This is a genomic window from Rufibacter roseus (assembly GCF_001647285.1).
Taxonomy (GTDB): domain Bacteria; phylum Bacteroidota; class Bacteroidia; order Cytophagales; family Hymenobacteraceae; genus Nibribacter; species Nibribacter roseus.
This window is the reverse complement of sequence record NZ_LRML01000011.1, coordinates 61962-86652: the sequence shown is the minus strand read 5'-3', so window position 1 is coordinate 86652 and position 24691 is coordinate 61962. Positions and strand designations below refer to the sequence as shown.

Annotated in this window: 21 protein-coding genes; 14 read left to right on the top strand and 7 right to left on the bottom strand. The window is 46.5% G+C overall.

Annotation, left to right across the window (positions count from 1 at the left end):
• Positions 1-79 precede the first annotated feature (79 nt).
• From A8O23_RS15840 to A8O23_RS15825, 4 genes are all read right to left on the bottom strand, one after another.
• Positions 80-1405, bottom strand: a complete 1326-nt coding sequence (locus tag A8O23_RS15840) for an erythromycin esterase family protein (RefSeq protein ID WP_082883107.1) — start codon at positions 1403-1405, stop codon at positions 80-82.
• 240 nt (positions 1406-1645) lie between these two features.
• Positions 1646-2317, bottom strand: coding sequence for a 3'-5' exonuclease (locus A8O23_RS15835; RefSeq protein WP_082883106.1), 672 nt, complete (start codon positions 2315-2317; stop codon positions 1646-1648).
• Between the two features lie 116 nt (positions 2318-2433).
• Positions 2434-5199: a DEAD/DEAH box helicase family protein gene (locus A8O23_RS15830; protein WP_066623173.1), complete on the bottom strand. Its 2766-nt coding sequence runs from the start codon at positions 5197-5199 to the stop codon at positions 2434-2436.
• Between the two features lie 5 nt (positions 5200-5204).
• Positions 5205-6146, bottom strand: coding sequence for a serine hydrolase (locus A8O23_RS15825; protein ID WP_066623166.1), 942 nt, complete (start codon positions 6144-6146; stop codon positions 5205-5207).
• Positions 6147-6473: 327 nt separating this feature from the next.
• Here A8O23_RS15825 and A8O23_RS15820 point away from each other — a divergent pair, with 327 nt between their 5' ends.
• From A8O23_RS15820 to A8O23_RS15810, 3 genes are all read left to right on the top strand, one after another.
• Entirely contained in the window at positions 6474-7880 is a 1407-nt protein-coding gene (locus A8O23_RS15820) for a 3-keto-disaccharide hydrolase (protein WP_082883105.1), read from the top strand.
• A 78-nt stretch (positions 7881-7958) separates the two neighbouring features.
• On the top strand, positions 7959-9287 hold the full coding sequence (locus A8O23_RS15815; protein ID WP_066623325.1) for a Gfo/Idh/MocA family protein: 1329 nt from the start codon (positions 7959-7961) through the stop codon (positions 9285-9287).
• Between the two features lie 87 nt (positions 9288-9374).
• Entirely contained in the window at positions 9375-11669 is a 2295-nt protein-coding gene (locus A8O23_RS15810; RefSeq protein WP_066623160.1) for a DUF7133 domain-containing protein, read from the top strand.
• 194 nt (positions 11670-11863) lie between these two features.
• Here the strand turns inward: A8O23_RS15810 and cdaA are convergent, their stop codons facing one another.
• Complete coding sequence (gene cdaA / locus A8O23_RS15805; RefSeq protein WP_066623159.1) at positions 11864-12694, bottom strand: diadenylate cyclase CdaA; 831 nt, start codon at positions 12692-12694, stop codon at positions 11864-11866.
• The gene (gene folP, locus A8O23_RS15800; protein ID WP_082883115.1) at positions 12687-13469 is read right to left on the bottom strand and encodes a dihydropteroate synthase; all 783 of its coding nucleotides are present in this window, start codon (positions 13467-13469) and stop codon (positions 12687-12689) included. The genes cdaA and folP overlap by 8 nt, the downstream gene beginning before the upstream one ends.
• A 124-nt stretch (positions 13470-13593) precedes the next feature.
• On the opposite strand from folP, the gene A8O23_RS15795 reads away from it, so the two are divergent.
• The 5 genes from A8O23_RS15795 (at position 13594) to A8O23_RS15775 (ending at position 19610) form a co-directional block, all read left to right on the top strand.
• Positions 13594-14151 (top strand): DUF1599 domain-containing protein, encoded by a 558-nt coding sequence (locus A8O23_RS15795; protein WP_066623157.1) that lies wholly within the window; start codon positions 13594-13596, stop codon positions 14149-14151.
• The gene (locus A8O23_RS15790; RefSeq protein WP_066623155.1) at positions 14144-15259 is read left to right on the top strand and encodes a BT_3928 family protein; all 1116 of its coding nucleotides are present in this window, start codon (positions 14144-14146) and stop codon (positions 15257-15259) included. The genes A8O23_RS15795 and A8O23_RS15790 overlap by 8 nt, the downstream gene beginning before the upstream one ends.
• 147 nt (positions 15260-15406) lie before the next feature.
• Positions 15407-15934 carry a shikimate kinase gene (locus tag A8O23_RS15785; protein ID WP_066623146.1) on the top strand — a complete coding sequence of 176 codons (528 nt, stop codon included), beginning with the start codon at positions 15407-15409 and terminating at the stop codon, positions 15932-15934.
• Between the two features lie 84 nt (positions 15935-16018).
• Complete coding sequence (locus tag A8O23_RS15780; protein WP_066623143.1) at positions 16019-16627, top strand: sterol desaturase family protein; 609 nt, start codon at positions 16019-16021, stop codon at positions 16625-16627.
• Between the two features lie 775 nt (positions 16628-17402).
• On the top strand, positions 17403-19610 hold the full coding sequence (locus A8O23_RS15775) for a T9SS type A sorting domain-containing protein (RefSeq protein ID WP_161486753.1): 2208 nt from the start codon (positions 17403-17405) through the stop codon (positions 19608-19610).
• A gap of 86 nt (positions 19611-19696) precedes the next feature.
• On the opposite strand, the gene A8O23_RS21700 is transcribed toward A8O23_RS15775, so the two are convergent.
• Positions 19697-19867, bottom strand: coding sequence for a hypothetical protein (locus A8O23_RS21700; RefSeq protein WP_192849051.1), 171 nt, complete (start codon positions 19865-19867; stop codon positions 19697-19699).
• A 346-nt stretch (positions 19868-20213) separates the two neighbouring features.
• Here A8O23_RS21700 and A8O23_RS15770 point away from each other — a divergent pair, with 346 nt between their 5' ends.
• The 6 genes from A8O23_RS15770 (at position 20214) to A8O23_RS15745 (ending at position 24652) form a co-directional block, all read left to right on the top strand.
• Positions 20214-20930 (top strand): MCP four helix bundle domain-containing protein, encoded by a 717-nt coding sequence (locus A8O23_RS15770; RefSeq protein ID WP_153042239.1) that lies wholly within the window; start codon positions 20214-20216, stop codon positions 20928-20930.
• Positions 20931-20947: 17 nt separating this feature from the next.
• Positions 20948-21340, top strand: a complete 393-nt coding sequence (locus A8O23_RS15765) for a hypothetical protein (RefSeq protein WP_066623135.1) — start codon at positions 20948-20950, stop codon at positions 21338-21340.
• Between the two features lie 140 nt (positions 21341-21480).
• A complete protein-coding gene (locus tag A8O23_RS15760) occupies positions 21481-21870 on the top strand; it encodes a YidH family protein (RefSeq protein ID WP_066623131.1) in 390 nt (129 codons plus the stop codon).
• Between the two features lie 66 nt (positions 21871-21936).
• On the top strand, positions 21937-22626 hold the full coding sequence (locus tag A8O23_RS15755) for a helix-turn-helix transcriptional regulator (RefSeq protein ID WP_066623320.1): 690 nt from the start codon (positions 21937-21939) through the stop codon (positions 22624-22626).
• A 178-nt stretch (positions 22627-22804) separates the two neighbouring features.
• A complete protein-coding gene (locus A8O23_RS15750) occupies positions 22805-23326 on the top strand; it encodes a DinB family protein (RefSeq protein WP_066623130.1) in 522 nt (173 codons plus the stop codon).
• 234 nt (positions 23327-23560) lie between these two features.
• Positions 23561-24652, top strand: a complete 1092-nt coding sequence (locus A8O23_RS15745) for a CNNM domain-containing protein (protein WP_066623128.1) — start codon at positions 23561-23563, stop codon at positions 24650-24652.
• Positions 24653-24691: the final 39 nt, after the last annotated feature.

The window sequence follows — 24691 nt, the reverse complement described above, 5'->3', positions numbered from 1 at the left end:
TGCTCTAATATTTATAAAAACAGCAAGGGGGCTAGATACTAGCCCCCTTGCTGTTTTTATGAGAGTTCTGGTTTTACAATTACATGCCCTGCAACGGATGCAAAGCGGTAGTTCTATCTATGAACAGAAAGGCGTCATACCGCATCGGTAAAACAGTAGGAACATAATTGCCTCGTTCAGAGGAAGGGTTGTACGTAACCCCAATGGCGCGGTGGCCTCGGGTTTTCATAGCTTCAGGAATGTCTTGCAGTTCTTCCATCAGCAACAGTTTATTTGTAGGGCTGTGTTGGTGCAGAAGCGCTTCCCAGCTGTTGGCCGTGGCGGCAGGTACGGGCATTACCTGGGTGCTGCCACCCCAGCGGCTTGAGGCAATTACCTGTCCTTCATAAGAGCCGAAGCCTACTAGGTAAACCCCTGCGTTGGCATGCTGTTCTCTAAGGAGTTGGCCAATGTTTACTTCACCGGTTTGGACCATATCAGTATAGCGGGCGTCACCAACGTGGGTGTTATGGGCCCAGATAATAATTTTGGCGTTGTCGCCACGGTGGCTGACCAGACGGTTAACGGTTTCCTGCATGTGCCGGTCGCGGAGGTTCCAGGAGGCTGATCCGCTCCTTACCATTTGGTAATAATACCGTTCTGCGTTTACCGCGGCCAGAGCATTCTGTTCAGCATTAAAAGCTGCTTCATCTCCGGGTGGTCGGCTTTGCCGATGTGCCTGAACAGCAGCATAAAGTTGTTGCAATTGATCTGCACAAGATCTGCCTTGAGCTGTTGCCTGTGCATACAGTTGTTCGTCACGGTTGTAAGGCGCCAGGCAAGCTTGGGCGTTGCGAGCCAACTGGGCAGCTTCCGGGTTGGCTTGCTCTAGGTATGCTCTCAAGGCGTCTAAAGACTCCCAGAGGCTGTACACATCCATACCGTAAAAACCTACTTTGTTGTTTTGCCCTTGGTTGGCGTTATACTGGCGCAGCCATTCCGCCAGTGAGGCTACTTCCTGGTTCGCCCACATCCAGGTAGGCCAGCGTTGGTAGGCTTGTAGCACTTGGTTGGCGCTGCTTCCTTGCTGCCCCTGTATGTATTGGTTTAAAGTGTACGTGGCTGGCCAGTCGCCCTCCACGGCAATTAGGTTAAAGCCTTTTTCTTGTATCAGGCGCTTTGAGATTTCTGCCCGCCATTCATAGTATTCAGCGGTGCCGTGCGAGGCTTCTCCCAGCAGCACATACTGGCTGTTGCCAATGTCATTGATAAGCACATCTAAGTCAGATGTATTCTGCAGGGGGTGAATTCCTTTGGTTAAGAAACCAGCGTCCTGATTCACTTCATCCAGGGCGTCATCTGTGGGGGAGCAGGCCAAAAAGCTAAGGCTCAGTAAGACAAACCAAATCAACTGTATCTTCTTCATCACATTCCTTCTTTTGGTTTCATAAACAGTTTGACGGAATAATCATAAAGTGTTGATGGTGTGATTACTCCGTTGGTTTATCAAACGAGGCTAAGGGAATTAGGATTATTGATTTAATACTGATTTTAAACACCGATTTATACGAAAGTTGAACCTTAGAAAGAAGCTACTGGTGTTCTGGTAATATTTAAAAAATATTATTCCGGTTGATCTTATTCCACTTCCGGGGTGGGTTATGTTTTATGAACTAGAAAGAGAAGATCTGGTGTAAGGGGAATCAGGCGGAGAAATTATTTCGGCAAAAGGAGGGAGCAACTTGGGCGAGCCATATTTAGGGTTTACCACTATTTTGTTTAGAAAAGGGTCAATAGAAGCTTCTTCGTGCAGCTTATGCAGTAAATACAAGGTAGCGGTGGCGTCAGGCAAGGCACGGTGCCAGTGGGAGTGTTTAATGCCATAGGTTTGGCACATGGCCTGCAGGCTGCGGGGCGATGGCTGACGCAGGCGGCATACCGAGAGGGTATCTAGGAAGGGGTGCTGTGTGGGCTTCAGTTTTAACCTACGGTAGGTGTTGTACAGAAAGCCTAAATCAAAGGGAGCATTATGGGCAACTACCACACTGTCACCAATAAACTCCTGTAAAATGGTGAAGGCAGAGCGCTCGTCTATGCCGTTTTCTAGGTCTGTTGCCGTTATGCCCGTGATTTCTGTAATCTTAGGCGGCAGTTCCCCTTGTAATTTAATTAGCGCATGAAACCGAGCCGTAACTTTTGCCCCTGCACCTTTCAGCGCGCCAATCTCTATAACTTGTCCTTTGCTGCCACTCACACCGGTAGTCTCAAAATCGAGCACAGTGTAATTGTCCAACACCTGAACCAAGCTAGGGAAAAGCGGGAGAAAACCAGAAGACATATTGTTGAAGTGTTTGCCTGAAAAGCCCTATACGCAGGAGTAGAGTTTAAGCTGAGAATAGAAGTACTGTTTTTAGCCTGTTTTCTGAAAAAGAAGCCTAAAACAGCATTAACCTCTTACCTCCATTGGTTCAGCTGTTCTGTTTTGTCTTCAAACTCAGAAGCCAAAGAGTGCATGCGGGCTTTAAGTAAAAGCTTTCGGCCTTCCAGGTTGCGGGTGAAGATGAGTTCACAGTCTCCTACCTTTTGCCTCCACTCCTGAGCTAGAAATTCAGCCAATGCTTTGTTTCTACCAATAGCCTCTGGCACGGAATGATAGTCTTTCTGCAGTAAAATTTTCAGGAACTTGTTCTGCCGCAGCATAACGTAGCGTGGGTTATCTATGGGGCCTACCATTTCAGAAAGGGCTTTAATGAAGTAAGACCGTTCAAAGGTAGTGCCGCCTTGTAAATGGCAATAAACGGCTCCGTACTCGTCTACATATGAAAGCACCTGTAATTGAGAAAGTGGCGTTTGCAGTAGCCCCGCTTTGGAAAGTGAAACCAATAGCGCCTCCCCAATAGGTTGAAAATCTTTGGCAATGTCCCGGTACTTGAGGTATACCCGCAAGGTAAGGTAAATTTGCCTGCCGCAGAAAACCATGCCCAAGCCTAAAAAAGCGAAAAACAGGTAATAAAGGTCCTGCAAAGATCTGATGCTGCGGACAGCACGGGCAAAGTAGCCTAACAGCCACTCGCTAAGCATGACCAGTCCGAAGAACAGTTCACCTACCGCATATTTAATGGTTTTATCAAAGTACAGGCGTTTGTCGGCTTTGTAGTTGCGCTCTTTTTGGAAAGGGATTTTAATTTCCTCTACCAGCGTGGCTCCTTTCTCCAGTGCTTGATTCCACCGCTCAAGCAAGGTGTGCCGTTGCTGGGCGCAAGACAGCATGTGGGCATTGATAGCTTTCAGATGGTCGGGCCCCGTAAATTGGTCAGGTAAGTTAAGGCGGGCGGTGCCGTTCTCAAGCGTTATCTCTTCATGGAAAGATATGCCTACAAAACCTTTAAACCGGCGCTTGAGCAAATCAATGTCACCGCCGCCTCGTGTATCTGTGGGGTCCAGACAAACCAAATGCCAGATATTGCCGGTTTTAGCGGCATTGCCTGCCTGTGCCCTGATAGCCCGGCCGCGCATTTGGTTTGAAGAAACAAAAGAGCCAACAAAACTGGCCAGAATAAGAGAGTTGATGCACGGAGCATCCCAGCCTTCTCCGAGCAATGATTTAGTGCCTATCAGAATTTCTATTTCCCCAGCCTGAAACAACTGCGTAATCAGGTGCACCAACACATGCTTTACCTGAGCCGTCTGCTGAATAACCGTAAATGAAGGGTCATACAGAAGGGGAGAGCTGGTAAGGGTTTCTACACCTTCGGCGAGTGATAATTTCTGTAGTTGGGGCAAGGCTGCCGTTGGTAGTATCACAACTGAACCAGTCAGTACGCCCATCTTGTAGGGCGAAGGGGAGTGGCGTCTGAGTTGCTCAAACACCGGCATGGCTCCCATTTTATTCAGCGGCTGTACATGCCCCTGTGGGTGTAAAAGTTCTTTCCGGATGTAGTCAGTCAGGATGACCAACCGGAGGTTTTCTTGCAGCAAAGCGTGCTCATGGGCTACAATTTTTTCAATGCTCTGCAATTTGCTCAGGCTAGAGCCTAAAGAGGTATGTACCTTTCGGCTATGCCGCAAGCTCAGCTGTCTGTTTTCTAAAGCACTATATCGTTTCAGCTTGTTTTGCAGGTGCTCCTGGTGTTCTTCATACTGCAGAAAGGCCGCCGGATCTTTGAACAGGTAAAAGCATAGCACTTCTTCCATCCACTCATAGTTGAGACCTGGAACAGCATATTCGGCATCGCCGATTACTTCCAGGTGGGTCGGGGAAATCTCGCGGCCAACTGCGTGCAGAAAGATAAGCGTGGCGGAATAGGTTTTCAGGTTGGTGTAGATCCACTCCAGTTGCTCCAGAGGCTGCTGCATGATGGGATGCTGGGTAAGGGCTTCAATCAGGGTTTCGTCTTGCTGCAGCTCTTCAAACAGTTTCTGCACTTTGCTCCGGAAATCCAAAATTTTCTTTTTCTCCTCAATGGTGGGCGCCGAGAAAAAGACAAAGTCCTGATGCGGGCATAAATCTCCTTCGGCCACTAGCTCCGGTACAAAAATCTCTGCGTCTACCGGGCCACTCAATTCGGAATAGCGTGCCCATTCCAGGGGAGTGACATCATAGGGCGGCGTGGCTGTGAGCCCGACAATTGTAGGGTTGAGTTGCTTTTTTACCTGCGTAAGAGTTTTCCACCATTCATTTTTCAGGTGGTGGGCCTCGTCTACCACAATGGTGTTTACACCTTGAGCTTGCAACAGCCGTACAATCTCCTGCAAATTAGCGTTTGTGTTAACTGAGACTTCCGTCAGTTTTTCCTCTTCATCCTGCTCCTCGGCGGAAAGATTAAACTCCGCTTCTGATTTAGAAATTTGGCAGACGGCGTGTAAAGACTGATAAGTGGTGACGGTTAAGAATAAGGGCTGCCGAATGTCTCTGGAGATCCAGTCTGGTGCCTGCCCAGCTTGCAAGAATAAATCACAGAATCGTTGAACCCACTGGTTCCGGATGGCTAGTGTGGGGGCTAAAATTAGGGTGGGTTTGTTGAGCCGCAGCATCACCTCCAGCCCTAAAATGGTTTTGCCTGAGCCGGGTGGAGCAATCACGTGCAGGTGACCGTTCTCCAGGTGTTGGTCTAGTTCATGGAGCACCCGAGCCTGATATTTACGCCATGGGTACTTAAATTTTATGCCGGCAGGGAATTCTACCAATTTTATTTTTTCTGTCTCCTCAAGCCCCAGCATCTTTATTAATATAAATTCGAGTACTTCTCTATGCCGGGTGCTGGCTCCCAATTTGACTTTGGTTCAAAATGCTTCCATAGCGTTTCTGATACTTTCTGAATTAGCACAGCCCCAGCATTGTCTGGAGCCCAACGCTCGTCCTTCTGGTTTTTAGTGATGATGCAAAACACATAATCTCCGTTAGGGGCATTCACTAATACAACCTCAGACTTTGATTGATTGACCGCACCTGACTTAGAGGCGGTATGCACGTAGGGCGGAATTTTCGAAAGGGCGTAGGAGTCGTAGTAAATTCTGCCCAAGTTGCGGTACATGCGTTCGCTGGCGGCTGGGCTCACGGCTTTGCCTTCTCTGATCATGGTCACTAGGTTAGCCATTTCGCGGGGAGTAGTTTGTCCCCAACCGTATTGCTCCCAGTTTTTTCTTCGGCCGGGCGTACGTGAGTTCATGCGAGTCTTTTCAAAGCCATTTTTCTCCAGCCACGCGTTTATGGCTGTGCCGCCGCCCGCCAACTGTTGTAGCCACAAACTACCGGTATTGTCAGAGGTGGTAATGCTCAGCATCTGAACCTTGCCTAAAGCCACTACCGCACTGTCCTTGAAGTTGCCCACAATATCTTCGCCGGCATAGTAGAGCGAGTCGCGGTAACGGAGCTGAGCATTGGGGTTGATTTCCCCGCGTTCAATTTTATCAAACATGGCCACCATAATCGGAACCTTAATCATGCTGGCGGTGGGGAAGAGCGTGTCGGCGTTAATGGCTACTGCTTTGCCCGTTTTCAAATGCCGCACATAAATACCCACTTCACCGTCAAACTCCTTTACTAATGCCTCCAGCTTTTGCTGAAGCTTAGTATCGGTTTTTTCTTTAATGGGTTTCTGAGCGATGGCGGCAACGCAAATGAGCACAAGCAGGACTGCAGGCAGTAGATGACGGAGGAGACGCATGATACAGGTAAGGTTTTGCGCAATAAGGTACAAAGTTTTCAGGATTTGCCCTGCGTTCTGGGGGCTTTTGTCTTTGTTTTAAGCCTGTTTTTTTAAAAAGAAGGGGTAAAACAGCCTCCGGTAAACTACAAGATCCGCCAGAATGAAAGTCAGGAGCTAATCATGGCCATGCTGTTTTAATATTGAGTGCTAACTAAAAAGCATGCTGTTAACAAATCGATTTATCTAAAGTAATTTTTATATTTAAAGATGAAGTGGGCTAACGGAAGGCAAAAGCTTGAACGGCAGCAAATCCAATAGCTTATGTTCTTTCTAAATAGTTAAAAGATGAAGAAAATATATTTCCCGTTGGTGCTTGGCCTGTTTTCTTTTGCCTGTACGCCTTCGGGGCAAGTGGCGCAAAAGCAGGAGCTTGTGAATAGTGAGAATGCCCCATCCGAAAAAGGCTGGACAATGCTCTTCAACGGGAAAGATTTAACAGGCTGGAAGCAGGTAAACGGAAATGCAACTTACCGGGTAGAAGACGGGGCCATAGTGGGTACTACGGTGATGAACTCGCCTAACAGCTTTCTTGCCGCTGATAAAATCTATGGCGACTTCATTCTGGAGTTTGAGGTGCTGCTGAACAATGATCTTAACAGTGGCGTGCAGTTCAGAAGTATTTCAGACCCTGCCATTATGAACGGCCGCGTGCATGGGTATCAGTTTGAGCTAGACCCCTCTGACCGAAAATGGACCGGCGGAATTTATGACGAAGCAAGAAGAGATTGGCTGTACCCGCTTTCCCTGAACCCGAATGCTCAATCTGCTTTCAGAAAAGGAGAATGGAACAAAGCCCGCATTGAAGCCATAGGTGATAAAATTAATACCTGGGTAAATGGTGTACCAGTAGCATCTGTAGTAGACGCCATGACACCGCAGGGCATAATTGCCTTGCAGGTACACTCCATCGGGAAATCAGAAGATGCCGGTAAGGAAATAAGGTGGCGGAACATCCGCATTAAAACAACTGATCTAGCACCTAGGCCAGGCCATAACGCTTTTGTGGTAAATCTGGTGCCCAACACGCTTACGGAGCAGGAGAAAGCCCAAGGGTGGAGCCTGCTCTGGGACGGGAAAACCACCAATGGCTGGCGAGGTGCCCACCAAAATGAATTCCCCAAAGGTGGCTGGCAAGTAAAAGACGGCGAGCTGCAAGTGCTGGAGTCGGGCGGAGGGGAATCAGTGAACGGGGGAGACATTGTCACTGAAAAAGAGTTTAGCGCCTTTGAACTACAGCTTGATTTCAAACTGACCGAAGGAGCCAACAGCGGCATTAAATACTTCGTCACCGAAAAGGAGAAGGTAGGCAGGGGTTCCGCCATTGGCCTGGAGTACCAACTGTTAGATGACGCCAAACATCCCGACGCCAAGATGGGCAGAGACGGAAACCGTACCTTGGCGTCTTTGTATGATCTTATGACTTCAGAGAAGAACCCACGCTTTATAAAACCAGTGGGACAATGGAACCACGCCCTCCTGAGAGTAAAACCAGACAACACAGTAGAACATTGGCTGAACGGCATTAAAGTGCTGGAATATAAAAGAGGGTCTCAGGCATTCCGAGATCTGGTGGCCATCAGCAAATACAAGAACTGGGAAAACTTTGGGGAAGCAGAAAAAGGGCACCTGCTGCTGCAGGACCACGGAAACAACGTCTCGTTCAGAAGCATAAAAATCAGGGAGCTGAAGTAGTAGAACTAATCAGATTTCATTTTACCCTCAACAGTTATTAACACCAAACGCAACAAACACCACATGGAACATACAGATTTGAACAATCGGCGCAATTTTATAAAAAAAGCAGTTTTAGGTACGGTGGGCTTGTCTTTGATGGGAATGAGCGCCAAAAGCTACGGCAGAATACTAGGGGCCAATGACCGGGTGCAGGTAGGAATCATTGGGTTCTCTGACAGGTTCAAACATTCCTTGTATCCGTCGTTTATGAACCACGCCAAAGAAATGAATTTTGAATTTGTAGGTGTGTCAGACATCTGGAACCGCCGCCGCGATGAGGGAGAAGCTTTTGTAAGGGAAAAACAGGGATCTAAGATAAAGAAGTACCGCAACAATGATGAACTGTACGGAAACAAAAACATAGACGCCGTGATTATCAGTACTGCTGATTTCCAGCATGCCCTGATGGGAGTAGAGGCGGTGCGGAATGGCAAAGACGTGTACCTGGAGAAGCCTATGGCAGAAACCATGGAAGATGCCCGGGCCCTACTTAAAGCCGTGAATGAAACCGGTAAAATTGTGCAGATAGGTTCTCAGCGCCGGAGTGCGCCTAACTACATAGCCGCAAATGAATACATTAAGTCGGGCAAGTTTGGTGATATCAAAATGGTGGAAATGACCTGGAACGTGAACCAGCCCGGCCGCTGGAGAAGACCTGACCTGGTAAGCCAAATCAGGAAAGAAGACACGGACTGGGATCGTTTTCTGATGGATCGCCCTAAGGTAGCTTGGGATCCCCGTAAATTTTTGGAATATAGGTTGTTTTGGCCGTATTCTTCGGGCATACCCGGGCAATGGATGTCGCACCAGATTGATACCGTGCATTGGTTTACAGATCTGGAGCACCCCAGAAGCGTGGTAGCCAACGGCGGTATTTACATGTGGCATGACGGTCGTGAAAACCCAGATACCCTTACGGCGGTGTTTGAGTACGGGCCAGAGAATGATCCAACAAAAGGCTTTCAGGTGGTGTATTCTTCCCGTTTCAGTAACTCCGCTGGAGGCGTGAAAGAGCTGTATTACTCCAACGGCGGCATGCTGAACCTAGACACGAACAAAATAACCTCAGAAGGAGGCTTAACCAGAAATATGGCCAATGACATGGGGCTGCAGCCTAATTTGCTGGCTGATTACACTTTGGCAGCTAACATGAAAGTGGCAACTGGCGCGAATACCGGTGGAGACCCAATGACCTCATTGCACATGCGCAACTGGATGGAATGCGTTCGGAGCCGTAAAACGCCAAACGCATCGGTGAAAGCCGGCTATAATCACTCTGTGGCTAACATTATGACCCGCGTAGCCATGCAAACTGGAAAACGGGTCACGTTTGACGCCGCTAAGCAAGAGGTGGTTATTAGCTAAAGCCCTTTTTAAAAGGGTTAAAGCGTTTTTCGCCTGAAATGCAGAAAAGAGGGCAAAAACAGGAGAGCCTCTGAGTTGAGTTCTAGAATGAGAAAAACGAGTGTTGTATTCCTGTTGCTGTTCATAACAGGTTCTTTTTTAACGTGCCAAAGTAACATCTCTCCAGAAGAGCAACAAGTTTCGCCTGCTGATTTCAGTCTGGAGTCTTCACCCGTAGTTTCTCCGGAAGAATCTATTGGCCTCATGCAGGTCGCCGATGGCTTTGAGGTGAAATTGGTGGCTAGTGAGCCTTTGGTAAGTGCGCCCGTTGCTTTGTCCTTTGATCACAAGGGCCGCATGTGGGTGGTGGAAATGACCGGCTATATGCCAGACACTACCGGGGCCGGGGAAGATTTGCCTTCCGGGAAAATCGTTATTCTGGAAGACCTGAACGCTGATGGAGTAGCTGATACCCGCAAAGTGTTTCTTGACTCCCTGCAAATGCCTAGGGCTATCTGCCTGATTGACGGAGGTATTTTAGTTGCCGAGCCTCCGAGCCTTTGGTTTTATGAAATAGATCAAGACAAGCCCGGCAAAAAAACGTTGGTAGACTCTGCCTATGCCGTAGGCGGTAATGTGGAGCATCAACCTAATGGTCTTCTGCGGGCATTGGATAATTGGATTTACAGCGCCAAGACTAACAAACGTTACCGGAAAGTGGGGCAGAAGTGGCTGAAAGAACAGACGCACTACAGGGGGCAGTGGGGGATCTCGCAAGACAACGAGGGTAGACTATACTACAACAACAACTCCACGAATGTGCTGGGAGATTACTTTCTGCCGGGCTTTGGAGCATTCAATCAGAATCAAAAATTGGTGGCTGGATTCAACGAGGAAATTGTAGCCGATAATAGGGTGTACCCCGTCAGGCCAACCACGGGAGTAAACAGAGGCTACCTAGAAGGCGTTCTAGATGACAGTCTTCGGTTAGTGAATTTTACTGCGGCTAGTTCACCCTTGGTATATCGCGGAAGCTTGTTTGGGAAGGAATTTGCGGATAATATATTTGTGGCGGAACCAGCGGCAAACCTCATCAAACGTAATATTCTGCACAAGAATGGCTACGTGACCAGTGGAAATCAGGCTTACCAAGACAAAGAATTTATGGCAAGCGTAGATGAACGTTTCAGGCCAGTAAGCTTGTACAATGCCCCCGATGGCAGTTTGGTGGTGGTAGACATGTACCGCGGAATCATACAGCACAAAACCTATCTGACTCCTTACTTAAAGAAGGAGATTGCCCGCCGCCAACTCACACAGCCGTTGCTTTCAGGACGTATTTATAAAGTTGTGCCTAAAAACGCAGAGCCTAAGAAGGTAACCTTGCCCGCAGAACCTGAAAAGCTGGTAAAGTTACTTGGTCATAGAAACGGATGGGTGCGGGACAATGCGCAGCAACGGCTCATAGACAGCCGTGCAGAAGAAGCAATACCAGTCCTACGACAAGCGACAAAAGAGTCCAGAAATCCGTTCCTAGTGACTCATGCCCTCTGGACTTTGGAGGGGCTAGGAGCGCTAGAAGCGCAAGATGTGGAAAGACTAATGCAGCATCAAATTGTGCCTGTAAGAGTTCATGCCTTAAGTGTATTGCCTTCTATTTTAAGTAAAAATAATTACAACCGGTTTTTGCCAAAGCTCAAAGAGATAGCCCAAAGCAATGATAGTTTGGCCGTGCCTTACGTGGCTTTTCTAGCGCATCACCTACAGTCTTTTGATCAAGCGGCCGCCCATGAATTATTAGGGCTTATGGTAAGTAAGCATGCCACTAATAAATATGTGGCAGATGCTGTGATCAGTAGCTTGTCAGGGCGTGAAGAAGCATTCCAGCAAAAGGTGCTGTCACATACTCCAGATACTTCACTGGCCATTCACCGGCAGCTTCAGAGGATAGTCTCTGAAAAAAGGCAGGCGCAGGCAAGCAGAAACAAAAAAGAAATATTGCAACAGTTCTCTAAAGGAGCAGCAATATATGCCACCTCCTGCCAAACTTGCCACGGTGCCGACGGCAGTGGTGTGAAATCACTGGCCCCTCCACTTAATCAATCTGAATGGGTAACAGGGGAGAAGAACCGATTAATTGCCATTGTATTGTATGGTTTGACCGGCCCCATACAGGTGAAGGGACGTTTATACCAAGCTCCGGAAATAAACGGTGACATGCCTGGCATTGGGTATAACAAGGCTTTGTCTGAAGAAGAGGTGGCGCAGCTGCTGAGCTTTATCCGAAAGTCCTGGCAAAACAAAGCAAGTGCCGTGCAGGCTGAGGAAGTGAAGAAAGTAAAGCAACAACTAAAGAACCGGCAAAAGGCTTTTACAGTGAAGGAACTGGAGGCTCTGTTCTAGGAATTGCCGAGAAATAACCTAAAAAACAGATTTCTCTGGCGCAAGCGTCCGCTTGTGTCCAACGTTACCAGATTAGGAATGCATACGGACACAAGCGGACGCTTGCGCCAAAGAAAGGCCGAGCACTTAATGTTTATAGTTAATAACCAATAACTTTTAACAGACCACTGTTTACTGCTAAATGATCATTGCAGCTACGCCGCAGCTACTTTCTCTACCACCTTCGGCTCTATGTCGAAAAGGAAGTGGTTGAGTTTAGAGCGGAGGTCAGCGGCGGAGAGGTTGCGGTAGACTTCGCCGTTGCGTACAATGGCAATCTGGCCGGTTTCTTCTGATACAACCAGTACTACGCTGTCGGTGACCTCCGTAAGGCCAATGGCAGCGCGGTGACGAAGGCCCATAGAAGCGGGCACATCATTGCTCTCTGTTACAGGCAAAATACAGCGGGCGGCTTTAATGCGGTTGCCTTGTATGATAACGGCACCGTCGTGCAAGGGGCTATTTTTATTGAAGATGGAGATGAGAAGGCGCTTGCTTACAATGGCGTCAATGGCATCGCCAGACTCGGCAAAGTAGCGGAGCTCGGAGCTTTTGGCAAACACTATCAAGGCGCCTGTGTTTTTGCCAGCCAGTGACTTTGCGGCTTCAATAAAGGGCGTGATGGACAAGCGGTCTTGAGTATCGGTGCGGCGCCACGGAAAACCCCTGAAAAGGCGGTCGTTGTTAAAGGCGGTTGTTTTCCCGATCATGAGCAGGAATCGGCGTATTTCGGGCTGAAAGACAATGATAGCAGCCAATACACCCACGCCCATAAACTGCCCCAGAATAATAGTGAGCAGTTCCATGCCGGCGGCCCGTACAATCAGGTATAATAAGTACACTGAAAGCAGCCCCAGGAAAATTTTCAGCGCAACACTTCCCGTCAGGAGCTTGTAGAGCTGGTACAATAGTACCGTCACCAGCAAAACATCCACAATGTCTAGCCAGGCTATGTCTAAGAACCCGATGGAAAATAAGTTAATCACGCTGTCTTACTCTTTTTATAATCTCAATGGTATGTACCGCCTCCTTTACGTCATGTACGCGTAAAATGTCGGCTCCATGCCATAACGCCAAGGTATTTGCGGCAATTGTACCGGTTAAAGCTTCTTCGGGACCAACCTGCAAGGGTTTATAGGTCATTGATTTTCTGGAAAGCCCTATTAGTAGCGGTAGCTCAAGCACTTGCAGCTCGGTTAAGTGGCGTAACAGTTCATAATTCTGCGCCACATTTTTTGCGAAGCCAAAGCCTGGGTCCAGTACAATGTCTTTTACCCCGGATTTTCTCAGTTGCGCCACCCGCTCCCCAAAAAAGCCAATAAGCTCGTCTATCACACCATTGGGGTACTCGTTCTGGCTAGCCATGGTTTGCGGGGTTCCACGCATGTGCATGAGTACGTACGGCACACCCAGCTTGCCTACGGTTTCAAACATAGCCTCATCCAGTGTGCCACCAGATACGTCGTTCACCAGATGGGCTCCGCTTTGAACGGTAGCCTCTGCCACGCGGGCCCTGAAGGTATCTATGGAAAGCAGCGCCTCAGGAAATTCCCTTGCCAATGCCTGTATAACCGGTAATACGCGATTCAGCTCTTCCTGTTCGGTAATTTCCTCTGCACCCGGGCGGGTAGAATAGCCGCCAATATCCAGAAAAGTAGCTCCCTCTGAGAGCATTTTTTCAGCTTGTTTCAGAGCTTGGTCTACGCTCTGTAACCGGCTGCCCGGGTAGAACGAATCTGGGGTGAGATTTAAGATGCCCATTACCTTAGGCTGCTCCAACAGGACTAATCTGCCGCGGCAGTTAAGGGTGATTTTTTGCAAAAAGTGTATCTTTCGCGTTCAATTAGGCTAATCTCACAATTTCTATAAAAGTAAAACTAAAAACTTGATTCACCAAACCGCACAAGAATACACCCGCGTAATAGAGGCTTGCCAGAAGCTTTTTTTGCAAAAAACACAGGACTATGGTACGGCCTGGCGCATCTTAAGGCTGCCCTCTATCACTGACCAGATTTTTATCAAAGCCCAGCGCATCAGGTCTATTCAGGAGAAAGGCACCCAAAAAATACAGGATGACATTACCTCTGAGTTTGTGGCCATTGTGAATTATTGCGTCATTGCCCTTATGCAGGAGCAGCTCATTGCCCAAGGTGAAGAGGAGCAGGCGCTGTCAGTAGAGCGGGTGAGGGAGCTGTACCAGGAGGAGATACGGAAGACTCAGGCTTTACAGGAAGACAAGAACCATGACTACGGCGAAGCCTGGCGCAGCATGCGCGTTGAGTCCATGACCGACCTTATTTTGATGAAGATTTACCGCACGAAGCAGATTGAAAACAATGAGGGCAAAACATTGGTGTCTGAGGGGGTGGAGGCGAATTACCGAGACATGCTCAACTATGCCGTTTTCTGCCTGATCAAGCTAAACTATCCCAACCATGTTTAAACTGGTGCTTAACCGAATTGCCTGGCTGGTAGTGGGCGGTCTGTTCATTTTTTCAGGCCTGATCAAGCTCAATGACCCTGTTGGTACTGCCATAAAGCTTGAGGAGTATTTTGAGGTGTTCTCCGCTGATTTCTCTTTGGTTTTTCAGGCGTTTAAGCCTTACGCGCTGTACCTCTCCATTTTCTTAAGTTCTTTGGAAGTGGTGCTGGGGGTGGCGCTGCTGGTGCGTTGGCGGGTGAGGCTGGTACTGTGGCTGCTCTTTTTCCTGACGCTGTTCTTTACGTTCCTGACCTTTTACTCAGCGTATTACAACAAAGTAACCGACTGTGGCTGCTTCGGAGATTTTATAAAACTGACGCCCTGGCAGTCATTCAGCAAAGATGTGGTGCTGCTGGTGCTCATTCTGGTTCTGTTGTTTACTCAGCGGTTTTTGGCCCCGTTTCGGAAAATCAGCTCCAAAACAGGTGGTGTGGTGGTAGCTCTGGCCGTTCTTCTGTCAGTGGCCATTGGAGTGTATGCTTATCAGCACCTGCCGTATTTTGATTTCAGGGTCTACAAAGTCGGGAACAATATTCCAAAGCTCATGAAAGCCTCGGCGCCAATGCGGTACCAGTACATTATGGAGAAAGACGGGAAGGAATACACCTTTGATCAATTCCCCACAGACAAGAGCTACAAGTTCAAAGAAATGGTGGCTCAAAATCCTGAAGACGGTCCAAAAATATCTGACTTCAACGTCTGGAATGACATGGGGGACTTTACGCAGGAAATGTTTCTGGGAAACCGGCTGCTGATAGTGGTACACAACGTCAGCAAAACAGAGCCTGAGATCTATCCAGAAATAAATAATTTGCTGGCAGGCTTAGAGAAGAGCCAGAGCCCCAAAGTAGTACCAGTAGTTCTCACCTCTAGTAGCAGCCAGGAGTTTGACGTGTTCCGGCATGAAGTGAACCTAGCCGCTCCCTACTTCTTCGCTGATGCCACTGTGCTTAAAACAATGATACGCTCTAACCCAGGGGTGCTGTTACTGCAGAATGGCGTGGTAGTAGGCAAATGGCATTACAATGATTTGCCCACGGTAGAAGAAGTGCAGAATAAGCTGAAATAACCTATTGGTACGTGGCGTGCCTTCTGTTTTTAGCCAGTTTTGAAGAAAACAGCGCTGAAACAGAGGTCACGCCATCTATTTTTTTCATTAATTACACCTTTGCATTTCAATATGTCTTCCTCATCAACAGTCCAACCAAAGAGCGCGATGGGCACTATTTTCTTGGTAGGTATGCCAGGCTGTGGCAAGTCTAGTGTGGGTAAGGTGCTGGCGGAGCGGTTAAATTATTCGTTTCTGGACCTTGACACACTGCTGGAGGAGCAGGAGGGAAGCAGTGTTGCCCAAATCTTTAAACAGAAAGGTCAAACGTATTTTAGAGAGGCCGAAGCCCGGGCCTTACGGAGTGTGGCTAAAACAAATGGTGGTGTAGTTTTGGCCACCGGCGGTGGGGCGCCTTGTTTTCATGATAATATGACCTATATGATAGAGAGTGGCCTGGCGGTTTACTTAAAGGTATCAGTAGCTGAATTAGCAGCTAGGCTTACCGAGCTGGATCTGCAGGTTCGTCCGCTGCTGCGCAATAAATCATCTGAAGAGCTGCATAGTTATTTAGCCGAAACTTTAGCTCAGCGTGAAAGATTTTACCAGATGGCAACGTTAGTGCAAGAGGTAGACAGGCAATCTGTTGAAGCTGTAGCTGTGGAGCTATATCGGCAAATAAGAGCTGTTTGCTAATTTCTGGGCCCAGGCTGTCAGAAATTTAGTTATTTTTGCGTGTTTTTAAGGAGAGAACGTTTCATCTAATACTTTTTTACCACTATGAAACCGAATCACAAAGGATCGGCCACCATTTTTAAAAATCCGGTGCTGGAGCGTTTAACGCATACCCATATTGCCATTCCAATTTCTATTTTCCTGTTGATAGCTACCGGTTTGTTGATCTACGGGTTCCGCTATGGTTTTCTGGATGTGCTTTCAGCCCTTGGCCTGTTCTTGGCAGGTTGGTTGATTTTTTCGCTGGTTGAATACATGGCGCACCGGTATATTTTTCATATGGCACCCACTAATGAGTTAAAGCGGAACATACAGTATACCTTCCATGGCAACCACCACGACTACCCGAAAGACAAAACTCGTTTGGCCATGCCGCCTATTGTGAGTCTGTTTATAGCCTCTTTTTTCTTTTTCGTGTTTAAACTAATCTTTGGAACCATGGTCTTTGGCATAGTGGCGGGTTTCTTGTTTGGTTATGCCCTGTACCTGTTTGTGCACTACGCGGTGCATGCCTATGCCCCACCTAAAAACTTTTTAAAGACCCTCTGGATTCACCACAGTATTCACCATTACAAAGACCCTGAGCGGGCGTATGGCGTGTCATCTCCTCTGTGGGACTGGGTTTTGGGTACCATGCCTGAGCGGAAAAGATAAATTATATAATCATGGAAAGAAAGGGCCTTCTGGCCCTTTTTTTTGTGCCCTGTTCAAAGGGTTGGCCGCCCCTACTGTTGCCTTTGAAGCCTTTCTTGTGGTAGTAAACTAAGTAGCTTATCTAGCTCACAAACACCTGCCCTTCCATTTTCTTCAGGGGCAAATGGAGATAAACGCTATTAAAATTAATACGTAGCCTGCTGTGGCTTTGCCTCTGCACTTTCTTGCTATTCTGGTGAGATAAAGAGAGCTAAAACTTAAGTTGTTGGTAACCAACTATTTTGAAAAGTTGAGGCTAAGTATATATGCCTTGTATTTTATTGGGAAAATCTAGAATTGTAGAATATAATAAAAAAAATAATTAAGTAAATAATTGTATAAATCTTTTAATAAAACGTATAAATATTTATATATTAAGCAAATGTTGTATAATAAATTGATGTCTGAAGATTTCAAACATATTAACAAGTTGTATTTCTATTGGGTTGTTAATTAGCTAGTTATAGCCAATTTGCAGGATAAGATTCATAAAAAATCAAATTTTTCAAGGAAATTACCCTTAGTTCTTGGGGTAATATATAGTCTATCTGTAAATAGTTATATTTCAAAATTAGATGAATTGTTTATTTAATTGTCTAATTTTGTGTCGTATCCAAAGTGTCAAGTCTGCTAACCCCCAAGCAGCCCAAAAGATTATTTTAATATTATGAAAATTCTGTACTTTTCTTATCGCATTTTGGGGGTATTATGCTTATTTCTTTTGCTTTCTTTTACAGTGAAAGCTCAAGTTTCTATTACTTCCCAGCAGTACGAGTACGCCCAAGATTTTAACACGCTAACAGCTGGTGCTTGGGTTAATAACTCTACTTTGGCAGGATGGTATGTGCAATCGTCAAATGGAACAGCGCTTACAAATGTAGTTGCTACCATTGGCGATGATTTTACAAATGGGATTAAAAGCTATGGGGCTGTTAATAATACAGATAGAGCCATAGGAATAGTAGCGGGCAATACTGGTACTGGTTACATTGGTTTGCATTTGAAAAATGCTTCTGGCAGCAGTATATCTAACTTTGTTGTTAGTTATTCTGCTGAGCTATGGTACAATACTAAAACTCCAAGGCAAATTTCATTTTCTTATAAGGTTATTCCAAGCGGAGGAACTGTTGACCTGAATTCTACTGGTTGGACTGTAGTCTCTGATTTAGGTACAATGCCTGAGAGAGGGCAAGGAGGTAATAACATTACCATGGATGGAAATTCAGTTAATGATACTAGAACCATGGTTGGTCTAGTGGGTCTTTCTTTAGGAGCAAATCAAGAATTAATTATTAGATGGTCTGAGGTACAGGAAAACAATAAGAATAGAGTAGGAATTGACAATGTGGCAATCTCAGCAGGAACAGCTAGTTCCTCAACTACTAATACTTATTTTCTAAGTACCCTTGCTCATAATGAAACAGGCCCATTTAATATTGGTGTGAAAACCAGATGGGTGAATAGAAATGGAGTTGTCCATCCAGATCCTTTTCCAGCTGCAAATACAACTTACATCATAGACAAATCTTATGCTGTACTAACGTCAAGTGTTACTTTGCCTACTGGCAGCAAGTTTGTGTTAGGGTCTGGCTTGAACTTAACCATTCCAACTACAGCTGCGCTTAATGGTACCATTGATGTAGGCGCAAACGCGACGCTTTACATAGAAAATAGTACGCTGCCAACGCTGGGAACTGTGTCTTCTACCAGTACCATAGAGTATGGAGCTGCACCTACTGTTATTTCTACAGAAACGTATGGTAATTTGCAAATCAATGGAGGCGTAAAAAAGCTGACAAAAAACACTATTGTCAAAGGCAACTTAAGAATCAAAAATGGCGGAAAGCTAGATTTAGGTGAGCATGACCTTATCATGGAAGACCCCACCAAGTTTGCAGAGTATAATGCCACCAGTTATATCCAAGTGTTGGGCAATGGTAAAGTGAAGGTAAGATTAAAGCCAGGTGGGAAAGCATTCATTCCAGTAGGAAATGCGTCTGGTTATACACCTATTGAGCTAAATCTTGCTAGTGGAACTGAAGATGACTTCAGTGTTCGTGTAATTGATAAAGTCTATACCTCTTACTTGAATGATGTTCCTCAAGGTTCTACTATTGACTCGTCTGTGGTAAACAAAACTTGGTTGATTGAAGAAGGTGTAAAGGGTGGCTCTAACATGAATATTACCCTTTTCTGGAACGCCACTGACACCCTCAGAGGATTTAAAAAAGACAGTGTGTTTATTGCTCACTATGAAAATGGCGCTTGGGATACAACAACTAAGCAAAAAGCGACCGAAGCGAACGGGATGTATAGTATAACCCGCACTGGAAATATGTCATTTTCGCCTTATGCAATAATGTCTTCAAAAGCCCCAGCCCCTGAGCCGCTACCAGTAGAATTACTTTACTTCAATGCAAAACGCAATGGTGGAAAAGTGACGTTTGAGTGGGCTACAGCTTCTGAAAAAGACAATGAGTTCTTTCAGGTTGAGCAAAGCCTAGACGGAAAACTGTTTAGAGAAGTAGGAGATAAAATAGTAGGTGCAGGAAACAGTGTCGTAGAGAATCGGTACCAGTCCTCTATTACCACAAGCCTTGCTCAAACCATATATTACCGGTTAAAGCAGACAGATTTCAACGGTGATACTTCTTATTCAAAAGTGGTAGCGGTAGGCTATAACGGTAAAGGTGTGGCCGGAGCCCTTGAGCTCTACCCCAACCCTTCTGAAGGACTGGTATATTTACGGGCTCCTTACCTGATAGAAGGTGAAGCCTCTGTCACCGTATTCCGCAGTAACGGGCAAGAAGTTCTGCGCCAGCAGGTGCAGGTTGAGGCAGGTGCCCCTATAGCATTAGATTTAAGCCTTCAGCAGGCAGGTGTGTATTTTGTGAAAGTGAATTACGCTGATAAACAAGCCACGCTAAGACTGGTCTTATTATAGAAGAGTTTACGCTCAAAAACAGAAGGGGCCGCAATTTGCGGCCCCTTCTGTTTTTGAGCTGTTTCAGCTAAATCAAGCCTAAAACGCTAGCGTCTTATCTTTCTAAAAAGCCACACTACTAGCAGCACCACCAAGATAATAAGGATCAAGGCAGTCCACATGCCGGCTTTGAAAATTCCTCCTATCAGGTCGCAGCTGCTCATCATGACCATCATGACCATCATTAAAGCGAAAAAGTATCCTTGTAAGTTTTTCATAGTTGTAGGTTTAAAGTCAAGGTGTTGAATCTGATAATCAGATCTATTGTGTTTTTTTAATACTCTTATTTGAGCAAAAAGGTTGAATGAGCTCCTGAACAGGAAGCTGAAGACTAGTGTTTTTGAAGCTGAGGTAAGTCTTCGCCGCTCATAAAGCCTGGAGGAGGCAAGGGCATCCTATTGTCATAGGTGAAGGCGCCGCTTTAGAAGTATGGTGAAGATTGTGCATTGGCCAAAAAATGAAAATACCTGTTCATTCAGAAGCATTGGGTATTTGTTTCTGTATCTTATTGTTTTATAGCGAATTAATCCGTTACTTCATAGAAGAGGAGTGGCTGCTCTGTTCATGTTTGCACTTGTCGCTGAAACCCTCATCACTCTAAAATCTAATGGTATGAAATGGGCCTACAGTTTGAGAAGGAAAACCAAGGTGGCAGTTTTGCTGGCCTTGGTAATGGTGTTGGTGCTCGCCAAGAACTTGATTGACAGTAAAAATGTGAGCCAGCTTGGAAATTCTTTTGCCGCCGTATATGAAGACCGATTGTTGGTAGAGAGTTATATCTTTCAGCTATCAAACCACCTGTACAGCAAAAAGATGTTGGTTGACAACTGCAGTAACCAAGGAGATTATTCAAAATTATATAATCAACTAATTCATCATAACACTGCCATTAACGCCTTAATCCTAGATTATGGTAAAACAGAACTGACGGAAGCGGAGTCTGTAAGGTTTGCCGCCTTTAAGCGTAACATGTCAGAGATTAGCAGACTTGAGTTGAGCTATCTGCAGAACGAGGCTGTAGAGGTAGAGATGGCTCATGGCAAACAGCTAATGGATGCCCAGTACAGTGTGGCCGCCGGCAATTTAGAGCAGCTATCAAAAATTCAAGTGGCGGAAGGAAAGCGCCTGAACGAGAAGTCAAAGGAAATAATTGCCGGTTCTACCATTCTTACCCAATTTGAGTTGGTGTTGATCATTTGTTTGGGTTTAGTTATCCAAATACTCATTTTTGCTTCGAAATCGGTTTTGCCTAAATTTCCGCAGAAGCCAATGTTGAATTAGTTCAGACAATTTAAATTATGAATACCAGATGGGTATTAGCAGGTAGTGCTCTGGTGATGGGTGCTATTGGAATGGCTGCTTCATTTCTGCCCCATGAGATCTTACAATACCTAGGAGCTCCGGCCGTAGGAATATATGCTTTGTTGCTGCAGCTCATGGGGTCTCTGTACTTAGGTTTTGGTATTCTAAATTGGATGTCAAGGCGGGTGTTAATAGGAGGGATATATGCTCGTCCGTTAGCCATGGGCAATTTTCTGCACTTTTTTGTGGGTGCTATGGCTTTGATAAAAGCCTTGCCTGTTGAATACCTGCCCCTGATCAGTATTTATGCCATTTTCGCCGCCTTATTCGGGGTCATCTGCTTCCGGCACCCTGTGGCCGTTAAAGAAGTGGAGCCCGTTGTCAAATAAAAATCCTTGGCTGTTTTTGGCCTGCTTTTCAGAAATCAAGCCAGAAACAGCCACCAATCAGAGTTGAAGCTTATTTTGGCTTATGACATAAAGTTGCCCAATGTAGTTACTTTTAGCAGCTTGGCCTCGTAAAAGCCTGCATGGGAATTCGAAATATTTTTTCCAGACAGGCAAAAGAACGTATTAAAGAAGGCTTAGAAGTTCAGGAAAAGCAGAATTTGGAGGTGCGTGACAAACTGGCCATGGACAGAACCAAGCTGGCCAACGAGCGCACCCTCATGTCTTACATGCGCAGCGCCTTTGGCTTGTTGGTGGCTGGCCTTACTTTCATTAAGCTTTTCTGGGATGACCCTGTCTACGTCTGGATTGGTGTAGCCACCATTCCTGTTGGCATTTTAGTTGCCGTTTGGGGCTTTCACCGTTACTCCAAAACAAAGCGCATAATGGAAGAGCATACCAGCACATACATGCCTACCAGCCCCATCCGTACAGAATTGGTGAAACAAGAAAAGCTTGACTCTTCTGAATAAGGTTTAAGTATAGCTTCATTGACGGATTTGCAGCATCTTGCAGTATCTCATGCTAAACCTGAAGCCATGAACCGTATAGACAGACTCTTTGGAATCCTGACCCTGCTGCAGTCAAAAAAATACATTACCGCCGAGAAAATAGCGGAAGCGTTCAGCATCAGCATCCGGACAGTGTACCGCGACATAAAGGCGCTGGGGGAGCAGGGCGTGCCTGTCGGGTTTGAGCCGCACAAAGGCTATTTTGTGGTACAGGGCTATTTCCTGCCGCCCGTATCTTTCACCACCGAAGAAGCCAACGCTCTGTTGCTCATGGAGGCCATGGTCTTCGGCTTTGCTGATAAATCCATCAAAAACCACTACTCAGCGGCGTTAGATAAGGTAAAGGCAGTGCTGCGGGGCAGCCAGAAAGACCAGCTGGAAAGCCTGCACCAGAATATAAAGCTGCAGCTGCCGGCCTGCGTGAACAACGACTACGAGTTCCTGACGGTAATTCAAGGCGCTATTTCAAGCAAATGTCTGCTGGAGTTGGGCTACAAAAACAAGCAGGAAGAGGTGAGCAAGCGCTTGGTAGAACCTATTGGGCTAGTATTTTATGCGTTCAGCTGGCACATGATTGCCTGGTGCCACCAACGGCAAGACTACCGCGATTTCAGAGTGTCGCGCATTCTCACCCTCAAAAATACAAGTCTTTCATTCCAGAAGCCGGAGCACATGCCGCTAAGTGATTACATGAAGCTCTTGCCAGTAAACTACTAACGCTGACACCAAGTGTTTTTTGGCTGGTTTTCAGAAAACAGGCCAAAAACGGGTAGGCTTTCTCCTTTAGACCGGCAGATAAAAAAATCTTAAATAAATCATCATCAGGAATATTGCACTGCCATAGGGTTGTCAGTGGAGCCGTTTTTCTTTGCTCCATCACTTAATAACTAAAACTATGTCAGAAGTAGCAACATCCACCACCACTATTATTGACCTGCTGGCCAAAGAGCTGGAGCAGGAAGCCCAAACCACCCGTAAAATGCTGGAGCGCATTCCAGATGATAAGTACGACTGGCAGCCCCATGAGAAGAGCATGACCATGAGAAGGCTAGCCGCGCATATAGCAGAGCTTCCGAGTTGGGTTGGTATGACCCTCACCACCTCTGAGCTCGATTTCGCCAACAATCCGTACCAGCCAGAGGTTGTCAATAATACTGAGGAACTGCTGAACTACTTTGAGCGCATGATGGATGATGGCCGCCACCATTTCGCGCACGGGGCTGATGACCAGTTAAATGATCTCTGGACCCTTCGTGAAGGCGACACCGTTTACATGACTTCTAGCAAATACGAGGTGCTGCGCATGTCCATCAGCCAGATAATACACCACCGGGCGCAGTTAGGCGTGTACCTGCGGCTGCTCAATGTGCCCATTCCCGGCAGCTACGGCCCCAGTGCCGATGAGGCACAGTTTTAGAGATACCATTTCCCAGGAAAGCTGCTCCCCACCCGGAGCAGCTTTTTTTTATACCTATAAGAATAAAAGGCAGGTAGTGAAGTCGGAGACAAATTTACTTCGCTTCAATACTCCCTAAAAGTTGATGTAATTCAGTTGTTCTTATTTAGCATGACTTTTTCTAAACTGTGTACGTTATATTTACCGGCGCACGCAGGCTGTTACTTTTAAGTTTGTTAAATTTCTGTCATTCCCATGGGGCTATTATTACTGTATTTAGCTATAGCGTTGTTTTTCTCCTTTTTGTGTTCTTTACTGGAAGCCTCGCTGTTGAGCATCACGCCGTCCCACGCCAGCATCATCGGGAAAAAGAATCCAGCACTGGGCCAAGACATTCAGAAGTTCAAAGACAACATTGACCGCCCGCTTGCAGCTATCCTCACCCTAAACACTTTTGCGCACACCATTGGCGCGGCAGGCGTGGGGGCGCAGGCTCAACTTATTTGGGGAGAAGAAGCCCTGACAATAGTGTCAGTAATTTTAACCATTATAATCCTCATCCTGACCGAGATTATACCCAAAACACTGGGCGCCAATTACTGGCAATCGCTGACACCTTTTACGGTGCGTACCCTTAAAATACTGATTTACTCGCCTTTGTACCCAGTTATTCTTTTTTCGCAGTTTATCACAAAACGGCTAAAGCAGGAAAAAAGCAAAAGTGTGTTGAGCAGGGCAGATTTTACCGCCATGGCCGAGCTGGGCACCCAAGAGGGAGTATTGCACCAAGACGAGTCAAGGGTGATTAGCAACGTGCTCCGGTTTAATAAGATTTTGGCGCATCACATCATGACCCCCCGCACCGTCATCAGAACGGCCCCGCAAAATCAGACAGTTGCCGAGTTTTATAACCACTCTCCTAATTTACGGTTTTCCAGAATTCCGGTCTTTGCAGAAAACATTGACCATATAACAGGCTACGTGCTCAAAGACCTGGTGCTGCAAACCCTTATTGAGCAAAAAGGCGAGTTGCTCTTGGGCGAAATAAAACGGCCTATTCAGCCCGTGACTATGACCATGCCCGTGCCTGAGTTATTCACCCGCCTCATGGACACCAAAGAACACATTGCCTTGGTAGTAGACGAGTACGGTGGAACGGCAGGTTTGGTCACTATGGAAGACATAATTGAAACGCTGCTGGGCCTTGAGATTACCGATGAATACGACGAAGTAGAAGATTTACAGCATTGGGCTAAGGAGAAGTGGAAGAAACGCGCCAAACGCCTAGGAATTATTGATGACAAACCTGCTGGAACAGATGAGGCACCAGAACCGGCGCAGGCATAAACTGTTTTAGGCCTGTTTTTAGAAAAGCAGGCCTAAAAC

What these genes read in the sequence shown, in the direction of transcription:
- A8O23_RS15840 (WP_082883107.1), bottom strand. Translation starts at nt 1,405, where the DNA reads ATGAAGAAGATACAGTTGATTTGGTTTGTCTTACTGAGCCTTAGCTTT.
- A8O23_RS15835 (WP_082883106.1), bottom strand. Translation starts at nt 2,317, where the DNA reads ATGTCTTCTGGTTTTCTCCCGCTTTTCCCTAGCTTGGTTCAGGTGTTG.
- A8O23_RS15830 (WP_066623173.1), bottom strand. Translation starts at nt 5,199, where the DNA reads ATGCTGGGGCTTGAGGAGACAGAAAAAATAAAATTGGTAGAATTCCCT.
- A8O23_RS15825 (WP_066623166.1), bottom strand. Translation starts at nt 6,146, where the DNA reads ATGCGTCTCCTCCGTCATCTACTGCCTGCAGTCCTGCTTGTGCTCATT.
- A8O23_RS15820 (WP_082883105.1), top strand. Translation starts at nt 6,474, where the DNA reads ATGAAGAAAATATATTTCCCGTTGGTGCTTGGCCTGTTTTCTTTTGCC.
- A8O23_RS15810 (WP_066623160.1), top strand. Translation starts at nt 9,375, where the DNA reads ATGAGAAAAACGAGTGTTGTATTCCTGTTGCTGTTCATAACAGGTTCT.
- folP (WP_082883115.1), bottom strand. Translation starts at nt 13,469, where the DNA reads ATGGGCATCTTAAATCTCACCCCAGATTCGTTCTACCCGGGCAGCCGG.
- A8O23_RS15790 (WP_066623155.1), top strand. Translation starts at nt 14,144, where the DNA reads ATGTTTAAACTGGTGCTTAACCGAATTGCCTGGCTGGTAGTGGGCGGT.
- A8O23_RS15785 (WP_066623146.1), top strand. Translation starts at nt 15,407, where the DNA reads ATGGGCACTATTTTCTTGGTAGGTATGCCAGGCTGTGGCAAGTCTAGT.
- A8O23_RS15780 (WP_066623143.1), top strand. Translation starts at nt 16,019, where the DNA reads ATGAAACCGAATCACAAAGGATCGGCCACCATTTTTAAAAATCCGGTG.
- A8O23_RS21700 (WP_192849051.1), bottom strand. Translation starts at nt 19,867, where the DNA reads ATGAAAAACTTACAAGGATACTTTTTCGCTTTAATGATGGTCATGATG.
- A8O23_RS15770 (WP_153042239.1), top strand. Translation starts at nt 20,214, where the DNA reads ATGTTTGCACTTGTCGCTGAAACCCTCATCACTCTAAAATCTAATGGT.
- A8O23_RS15765 (WP_066623135.1), top strand. Translation starts at nt 20,948, where the DNA reads ATGAATACCAGATGGGTATTAGCAGGTAGTGCTCTGGTGATGGGTGCT.
- A8O23_RS15760 (WP_066623131.1), top strand. Translation starts at nt 21,481, where the DNA reads ATGGGAATTCGAAATATTTTTTCCAGACAGGCAAAAGAACGTATTAAA.
- A8O23_RS15755 (WP_066623320.1), top strand. Translation starts at nt 21,937, where the DNA reads ATGAACCGTATAGACAGACTCTTTGGAATCCTGACCCTGCTGCAGTCA.
- A8O23_RS15750 (WP_066623130.1), top strand. Translation starts at nt 22,805, where the DNA reads ATGTCAGAAGTAGCAACATCCACCACCACTATTATTGACCTGCTGGCC.
- A8O23_RS15745 (WP_066623128.1), top strand. Translation starts at nt 23,561, where the DNA reads ATGGGGCTATTATTACTGTATTTAGCTATAGCGTTGTTTTTCTCCTTT.